Raw genomic sequence first — 7818 nt, 5'->3', positions numbered from 1 at the left:
GGTCCGCGCGGAGCGCGGGCGTTCTCTCCGCTTCGCTGCGTGAACGCAGTGAGTGGGCCTCGCTTCGCGAGGCCCTGACGGGCTGCCACTTCGTGGCGGACTGTCAGGGGTTCCGCTTCGCTCCACCCCTAGGCCCGTCCGCTTCGCTCCCGGACCATGCCCGCTCCGCGGGCTGCTGGCTACAGGCCTGGCGGTTCCTCGGTGCTTCTCGGGTGCCCGTGCCTGTACTCGCCTGCGCTACTCGAACTCGATCGTCAGCCGCTCAGCCCACCCGTGGGACCGGTCCTGCTCCGCGACAGCCTCAAGCAGGTCACGGACCTGGATGAAGTGCTCCTCGCCCATCAGCGCCCGGCTAGCACTGGCATGACGCCAGACGATCTCGACAGGGCGTTCCGCATCCACCGTCAGCCGGTCCCACAACGCAGCGAGATTAGCCCCGTAGTACGGACCGAAGTCCAACGGGCCGGCCAGAACCCTGTGCAGATCCACTTGCGACCTGATCTCCGCACCGTCGATCTCCACCCTCACACGCGCTCCCATCCCACCCTCGGACCAACCTTTTTCTGCTTCATTTTGACCTAAGATATGGACTGGACTCGCATGGCTTATCCGAGAAAGCGGGACCACGGCTCGCGGGCCGGCCTTCCAGAGCTCGTATGCAAAGAGGTGGCCAGCACCCGGATTCGAACCGGGGTTTCCGCATCGGGGCGAACCCGAGTGCGGTGTCCTTGGCCGCTGGACGATGCATGACCAAAGGCAGCGTACGTACCCTCAGGCCTGAGAGCACACTCGTTTTCGCAGACCACGCTGTGCTCCCACTCGGCGCAGCAGCGAGCCGGCCCTCGCAGAGTTGGAATACACCTGCGCTTCAGGACAGTCAGGACACAGCTGGACACACCCGACACACCCTCGTTCCCTGGTCGGTCAAAGCATCGCCGCAAACACGACTGCGAGCCGTTGGATACTTGAAGACGGGAAATCCTCACTGAACGGCTTCACGCTGGCCGACAGGCTCATTGGCCTAAGGGTCTGCCGATCATTAAAATGTTGCTTTCAGAGCTGGGGCTCGTTGGTGTCGTATGCGCATTCTGGATGAGACTCTTGATCAACTTGCCGTGCAGTTCGCGGTGTTGAAGCGCATGGAGGGCTGGCCGAGCTTGGTCGGGCGAGGCCAGACACAAAGTCGAGTGCCCGCCGCCGAGGGTCGGCCGACGGCCGCCCGCCCGGCTTCGACGCTGTAACCACATCTCAACCGCGACCCAGGTGCCCTCCAGTGGCTGAACTAAAGTTGGCCCACCATGCCCGAACTCTTTGGAATCAACCATCTGACTCTGTCCACGACCGACCTTGACCGGCTCGTGGCGTACTACACGGAGTTGCTCGGAGCGGTGCTCGCATTCGAGCGGGCCGCAACCCCGTCTGATCCTCGGATCGCAGTCATCGACGTCGGCGGCGATGACCACCTGATGATCGTCGAAACCGCTACCGCCCCCACCACTGATCTCGACCCCCTCGGCAAGGCCGGATGGGGGTTGCGCGTGGGAACACACGCGCAACTGTGTGAGGTCCGCGAACAAATCCTGGGCGCCGGATGGCCGGTGGGACAGATCGAAACACTGCCCACGCAGTGGACGATGACAGCTCGCGATCCCGATGGACGCCCTGTGGACGTTCGAGCCCATCGCCCACGCACCTCATCGCCGTCACCAAGCACCGGCTAACGGCCACCCGAACAGGCACGCCGGCACACACCAGCGTCCACCCCCGCCACGACTACTGAGGGAAACAGCACAATCTCACGACAGAGCCACACCCCAACTAATCAGTTGGCAGGAAGCCGTGCGTCGGCACGCGCGCACCAGGGCCTTCGCGGATGGGGGAGAAGGTGATGACTGTACCTGCGGTGGCGCCCTCAGCGGTCGATCGGGGGAATGCGGTCCAGGCCGCTCTCGGCGAGAATCTGTTGGACCGTGTCGTCCAGGGTGCTGGCAGCGTCGATGACGGTCTCCAGGCCGTTGGCGAGCAGGTCCTTCTCCCGGTACCAGTCGCGTAGGTGTCCCTCGTTGACATGCGCAAGGTACTCGGCGTCTGGTTTCGTCGCGTGCCGGAGCACCGTCTCCTCGAAGGGCACGCGGAAGTAGTAGCACCGTGTGACGCCCTGGTGGGCGCGCACCAAGTCCTGGAGCATCGTGCCGTAGCGGTCGCCGTACAGGATGCCTTCGATGACTACGTGGAAGCCGTGGTCCAGGGCGTAGCGGGCCGTAAGGTCGATCAGGCCGATATTGGCGCCGGCGGGCCGGTCGCGTTCGCGCAGCACGATCCGGCGGAGGTTGTCCTGGGCGACGATGGCGAGGTTGCGGCCGAACTTCTCGCGCAGGCCGGCTGCGACGGACGACTTGCCCGAGGCGCTGTTGCCTCGGAGCACGATCAGGCGCGTGTCGCTGGTCCCCACGGTGCCGTGGGTGGCCTCAGTCACCCGCGGCTCGCCTGGATGCGGTTCTCGTGGAACAGACGCCTTCTCAGTCATCCGCAACTCTTCCTCGAAACGCCTCGATGCTCGCAGCGTACGCAGGGAAAAGCGCCAGGGTACTCACGCACGCCCCACCCACGCCCCGTGAGCGAGTGGGCCACCCCGGTTGCGCTTCGCCGTGTCCTTGACGCGGCGGTGGAGGAAGCGGGCGTACTTTCCAGCTTGCCCGCGAAATCCTCGGCGGTCTCGTGGCAGTTGTCGACGTCGACGAACAGCAGCGGAACCTGGTCTTGGGGTCCGGTGAGGACCATGTCGGCCTGGGCGGCACGCCTTTCCGGGCAGATCTGGGAGCAGCGACTGAACCGCGAGGTCGCTGAATCAGAGTTGCGTCAGCTGTCTCGCCACGGACTGGCTTTCACCTCACGCCGAGGTGGTCTGCGAGCCATTCCCAAGGCTGGTTGACAGCTCCGAGCCATGGAGTGAGCAGACCGGCGAGTAGTGCGGCAGGGACCGCTGCAAGGGAGAAGAAGAGTTGGTCGTCCTTTCTTTGAGGGCACTACCATGCGGCGATGTCAGACTTCATAAAGCAACTCCCCGCCCTGCTCGGGGTGATGATCGGAGCCCTCGGCTCGTACGTGGTGGTCATGCGTGGCGATCGGGCGAGATTCCGTCGGGAGCACGCAGCCCGACGGCAGGAGCAGCAGCTGGCGGCCTACACCGACTACGCGCTGACGTTGAAGAAGACCGTCACGCTTCATTGTCGCGTCGCAGCACATCTCGGCCACGACGGTAATCCACATCCCTTGCCGGCCGCAGAGGCAACTCCCCTGCTGATCGACGCTGCAGACTCCCGGTCCGTAGCCGGAAAAGGGCTGCTGATGCTCGGCTCTCCCGACGTTGTAGAGGCTGCGCACGGGTGGGCACTTACCGTAATGGAGGTTGCCGACCTTCTGCGTGCTCCCGGCTGTACCGCTGACACGTGGTTGGCGCACCTCGAGAAGCAGCGAATGGCCCGGGAGAAGTACTACACGGCGATCCGGCGCGACATGGGACTGCCACCCGGTCACTCGGGCCGATGGCAGCTCTCTCCGCCTCAGCCCTCCTGAGTCAGACCAGCGTGATCTCCAACTGGGCCGTTGTGGTCGTCGGAGATTCGACTCACGCCCTGTTCGCATCCTTCGGTACGCCTTCTGGGGGCTGTCACCAGGCAGCAGGTGGGCCAGCAGGGCGGGGGGGGGCAGTTCCTGCTGGCTGAGGCACCGGACCGTTCGGTTCGCGATTCCACGGCGGACCCGAGGTCCGGCACGAGGGCTTCCAGCAGCCCCACTCAGCTGCGGCAGGGGCTAAGAGAGCCTGAGGGGCGGGCGGGGCGGGATTCAGGGCGTGTAGTTGCCCGGCTTGCTGTAGTGAATCCCCAGGTCAGGGCACCTTCGTGCGCTCTTTCAGTGGCTGAAGGGGCTGAACTTCCTGGTTATTAGCATGCTTGCGTGCGGGGGTATGCAGGCGCGCGCGAGAAGTACCTCTTTCAGGCGCGCGCCCGCGCGCGTGAGGACTCTGGCACGCCGATAACTTGGAAGTTCAGCCCCTTCAGCCACTGGCAGCGATGAGGCAACGGCCTTGACCTGCACAAATAGATTTCTTACTCAGGGGCGGAAGACAGCCCCTGAGGGACTGAACCGGTCCCTGGGCAAGGATCAGCCCCTGTGACTGGGGTCGACGGTCTTCGGTCTCGGCACGCCTTCGCGGAGGCGGTCTGAGGGGCAGGGGACCAGCAGAGTCAATGCTGAGGTTTCAGGCCCTACGGCCACTCAGGAAAGGCGCAAAGGTGGCATACAGGAAGTCTGGTCGGTGCCCTTCGGCCTATCAACGCTACGGGGAACCCAGGACAGCTCGAAGCCGGCTGAGAAGTCGAGAGGGGCGGAAGGGGCTGAACTTGAGGCATTGCTTCAACTCTCTGCCCCAGCCTCCCGACGCTGACCCTGTGTTGCGTTAGGCTCACTGCTGCAGACATGAAACTTCAGCCCCTATAGCCCCTGTCCGATCGAGTGACATCGCACTGACCAGCGCTTTTGCCTCCAGCTTGTACAGTGCTTCAGACCCTGAGCAAGGACCGAGCAGGATGTCCCGCCTTCCAGAAGCCTCTCTCGCACCGCTGGAATCGCCTCCAGTAGATACGGCGATCTGGTGCGCACAGCGGGGCTGGCCCGTACATCCGCTCGTTCCTGGCCTTAAGGTCCCCGCAGCCAACTGCCCGGCATGTCGGCGACATGACCATCACGTGGAGCACTGCTCGTGCTCATCGGCGGGCCGGTGGTGCCACGGATTTCACGCCGCCACGACGGATGTCATGCGAATCCGAACGTGGTGGGGCATCCAGCCTCGGTTCGGTGTGGCCGTCTCCTGCGGCCCCGCTCGCATCGTTGTGCTCGACATCGACGCGCACGCGAACGAACTCCCCTCCAGGGACCGGCTGCTTCCAGGCATCTCTATCGCCCCGGCCATCGACCTGGCTGGTCTCAGAAACGGGTTCCACACTCTCGCGGTGCTTGCGGCCTATCGCAGGCAGAAGAATCCCTGTGACGACGAGACGACTCTCCGGGTCGAGACCGCATCCGGCGGCATGCACGTCTGGTACTCACTCCCCGACGGCATGCGCATTCGGTCCTCGTCCGGGGGCGGCGCCAAGGCGGCATTGGCCTGGCAGGTCGACGTACGGGCTGAGCGGGGATACGTCGTAGCACCTGGCGTACGCACGAGAAAGGGCGCGTACAGACCGTTGGGGACAGTCCGGACCCCTGCGCCCCTCCCTGAGTGGTTGGCGAACGAGCTGATGCGGACCGGCCACGGTATAGCTTCCTCACGCGGGCCTCAGGCCAAGGCCTCGCGTCCACTCGTCCGGCAAACCAAGGAAGCCGTCGACGGGCTCACCAGGCTGCTCGATGACGTGCGTGCCTGCGCCTCAGCCGGCGAAGGCACCGGCTTCACAAGCAAGCTGAACGTAGCCGCATTCACTGCGGGAGGTCTTGTCGCGGCCGGCCGCATGTCGAACGTCGAGGCAGTTGCCCGTCTTACGCAAGCCGCGGAGGCGGCACGCCCCATGCAGCAACGCAAGATTGCCCGAACCATCCGCGACGGACTCAAGGCCGGGGCCATGCGCCCGCTCCACCTCCAAGGACGTTCATGAGCAGCCCCAGCGACCGTGCGCAGGCGGGCTTTGACCCGCACAGCGTCGCGCAACAGATGATCGAGCACGATGGGCTGGGCGTCGAAGCTCCAGGCCTGCCCGCGCAGAAGGCCAGTTGCGATGTCAGCGAGCCCCTTGCCGGCGCCCCCAGCCGCCGACCTCCGGGGCGACTCCCCCACGACCTCACGGACCGTGGAAACGCTGAGCTCTTCGCGGACATGTACAGGGGTCAGTTCCGCTACGTAGACGGCAACGGCTGGTACTCCTGGGACGCCGGCCGCTGGAAGCTGCGCGGAGGCGAGAGTGCCGCGATCTGGGCGGCAGGAGACATGGCCTCCCAGATGCCCACCGCTGATCCTCACGGCGTGTTCTCGAAGCAGGATGTCATACGGCACCGTCGGTACTCATCGTCCACCAGCGGCATGAAGGCCATGCTGCAGCAGGCGAAGGCTTCGCCCATGCTGTCGCTGGACGCGGGAGAGCTCGATGGCGATCCGTACGCCCTGTGCACGCCGGCCGGCGTGGTCGACCTCAAGACGGGCCGCGTTCGGCCGGCCGACCCCTATCGAGACTTCAACTCTCGCTGCACCCGCGTAGCGCCGGTCGCGGAGATGGGCACCCCGCGCTTCTTCGCCTTCCTCACCGACACCTTCGGTGACGACGCCGACGGCAAGGAGATGATCGAGTACCTCCACATCCTCTTGGGGTACTCGGTCACTGGCGACGTCGGCGCGCAGGTTCTCCCCTTCTGCCACGGCGAGGGCGCCAACGGCAAGAGCGTGCTGCTCGATGTAGTCGTGCAGATCCTCGGCGACTACGCGCACTCCGCTCCCCCCGGCTTCCTCATGGATCGCGGCGGATACACCGAGCACACAACGGAACTGACCGAACTCTACGGCCGCCGCCTCGTGGTGTGCAGTGAGCTGAAGGCGACGGACCGCTTCAACGAAGTGAGGATGAAACAGCTGACGGGTGGCGAGCCGGTGACCGCGCGCCGCATGCGGCAGGACTACTTCACCTTCCCGCCGACTCACCATCTCTGGTTGCTCGGCAACCACTACCCGGAAGTCGCCACAGGCGGCCATGCGTTCTGGCGTCGTCTACGGCTCATCCCCTTCGAGCACAAAATCCAGGACGACCGGAAGATCGACAACCTGGCCCGGATTCTCGTGGAAGAGGAAGGGCCGGGCATCCTCGCGTGGCTGGTCGAAGGAGCGCGCCGCTTCCTCGCGACTCGAGCCCCAGGAGCCGACCGCGACAATCTCGACGGGCCCAAGAGGGTTCGTATGGCCACAGCCGGCTACGCGGCGACCGAGGACCATGTGGGGCGGTTCCTGGATGAGGCCACCGCCAAGCACCCGAGTGCGAAGGTCCTGCAGTCACAGCTGTATGTGCTCTACAAGCAGTGGTGTCACCAGGAGGAGGTGAAGCCCGCCACGGGACGCGCCTTCGCCGATCGCGTCCGGAAGGAACTCGGGCTGAAGTCCGCTGACGAGATGATCAAGTCCAATGGAGTCCGGTTCTACCCTGGCCTGGCGCTGCGGACCGGCGACGAGTAAGCGCGGAGCTTGTATGGAAATGTCCATAAAGGCGTCAGGTGGTCACTGCGCCGCGCCGCTGCCTCCTACTAAACTGAAGAAGGATAGGTGGACACGGGCCCGAGGCTTGAGCGACCAGCCCGAGGAAACCGAGAGTAGAAAAGGGGTGCGGACACCATGAGCTCGCTACTCACTGACACGGACGTCGCCGGCGAATCCACCATCGTGTGGCTGGAGGACATCGCGCCTTTGGAGTACGTGCGCCAGGCCGTCCACACCACTCCCTACCGGGTCGGCAAGCCGCCCTTCGACGGCCTGGGCCGCCTGGTGGGCTACGCGGAACTCTCGTCCACCGTCCAACGTGACCCCGAAACGAGCCTGTTCCACCGCAGGGTCTTCTACCTCGTGCCTCACGACCGGGACTCCGAGCCGTGTGGCGACTACCGCACCGGCTCGCCCGGCGAGGCTGTTGATCCCCTCACCGTGGCTGCTCGCCGTGCGGGTGTGAAGACTGATCGTTCGCAGGGGCGAGCGATAGCGCCTGCCCGCGCGGGAGCGTAGGTCCTGGAGCCGATGGTCTCCGTCATGCTCCTGGGCCAGGCATCGCCCTATGCGATGCCTGGCCC

General features: G+C 65.1%; 7 protein-coding genes and 1 tRNA gene. 5 read left to right on the top strand and 3 right to left on the bottom strand.

The window, feature by feature from the left end; all coding sequences use genetic code 11:
* Nucleotides 1–237 precede the first annotated feature (237 nt).
* Both ABZ565_RS35015 and ABZ565_RS35010 read right to left on the bottom strand, forming a co-directional pair.
* Entirely contained in the window at nt 238–522 is a 285-nt protein-coding gene (locus tag ABZ565_RS35015) for a barstar family protein (RefSeq protein WP_361036291.1), read from the bottom strand.
* 145 nt (nt 523–667) lie between these two features.
* A tRNA-OTHER gene (locus ABZ565_RS35010) sits at nt 668–752 on the bottom strand.
* A 546-nt stretch (nt 753–1298) separates the two neighbouring features.
* Between ABZ565_RS35010 and ABZ565_RS35005 the strand changes: the two genes are divergently transcribed.
* Nucleotides 1299–1721: a VOC family protein gene (locus ABZ565_RS35005; protein WP_361036288.1), complete on the top strand. Its 423-nt coding sequence runs from the start codon at nt 1299–1301 to the stop codon at nt 1719–1721.
* 191 nt (nt 1722–1912) lie between these two features.
* On the opposite strand, the gene ABZ565_RS35000 is transcribed toward ABZ565_RS35005, so the two are convergent.
* On the bottom strand, nt 1913–2476 hold the full coding sequence (locus ABZ565_RS35000) for an AAA family ATPase (RefSeq protein WP_361036285.1): 564 nt from the start codon (nt 2474–2476) through the stop codon (nt 1913–1915).
* Nucleotides 2477–3039: 563 nt separating this feature from the next.
* Between ABZ565_RS35000 and ABZ565_RS34995 the strand changes: the two genes are divergently transcribed.
* The 4 genes from ABZ565_RS34995 (at nt 3040) to ABZ565_RS34980 (ending at nt 7753) form a co-directional block, all read left to right on the top strand.
* A complete protein-coding gene (locus ABZ565_RS34995; RefSeq protein ID WP_361036282.1) occupies nt 3040–3576 on the top strand; it encodes a hypothetical protein in 537 nt (178 codons plus the stop codon).
* A gap of 1013 nt (nt 3577–4589) precedes the next feature.
* Nucleotides 4590–5654, top strand: a complete 1065-nt coding sequence (locus ABZ565_RS34990; RefSeq protein ID WP_361036279.1) for a bifunctional DNA primase/polymerase — start codon at nt 4590–4592, stop codon at nt 5652–5654.
* The gene (locus ABZ565_RS34985) at nt 5651–7213 is read left to right on the top strand and encodes a phage/plasmid primase, P4 family (protein WP_361036276.1); all 1563 of its coding nucleotides are present in this window, start codon (nt 5651–5653) and stop codon (nt 7211–7213) included. The genes ABZ565_RS34990 and ABZ565_RS34985 overlap by 4 nt, the downstream gene beginning before the upstream one ends.
* A 156-nt stretch (nt 7214–7369) precedes the next feature.
* Nucleotides 7370–7753, top strand: coding sequence for a DUF6009 family protein (locus tag ABZ565_RS34980; RefSeq protein ID WP_361036273.1), 384 nt, complete (start codon nt 7370–7372; stop codon nt 7751–7753).
* Nucleotides 7754–7818: the final 65 nt, after the last annotated feature.

The sequence above is a fragment of the Streptomyces sp. NPDC016469 genome (assembly GCF_040632905.1).
In the GTDB taxonomy this organism is placed as follows: domain Bacteria; phylum Actinomycetota; class Actinomycetes; order Streptomycetales; family Streptomycetaceae; genus Streptomyces.
Note: the sequence above shows the minus strand (reverse complement) of the source record. Positions and strands in the feature narration are given on the sequence as shown.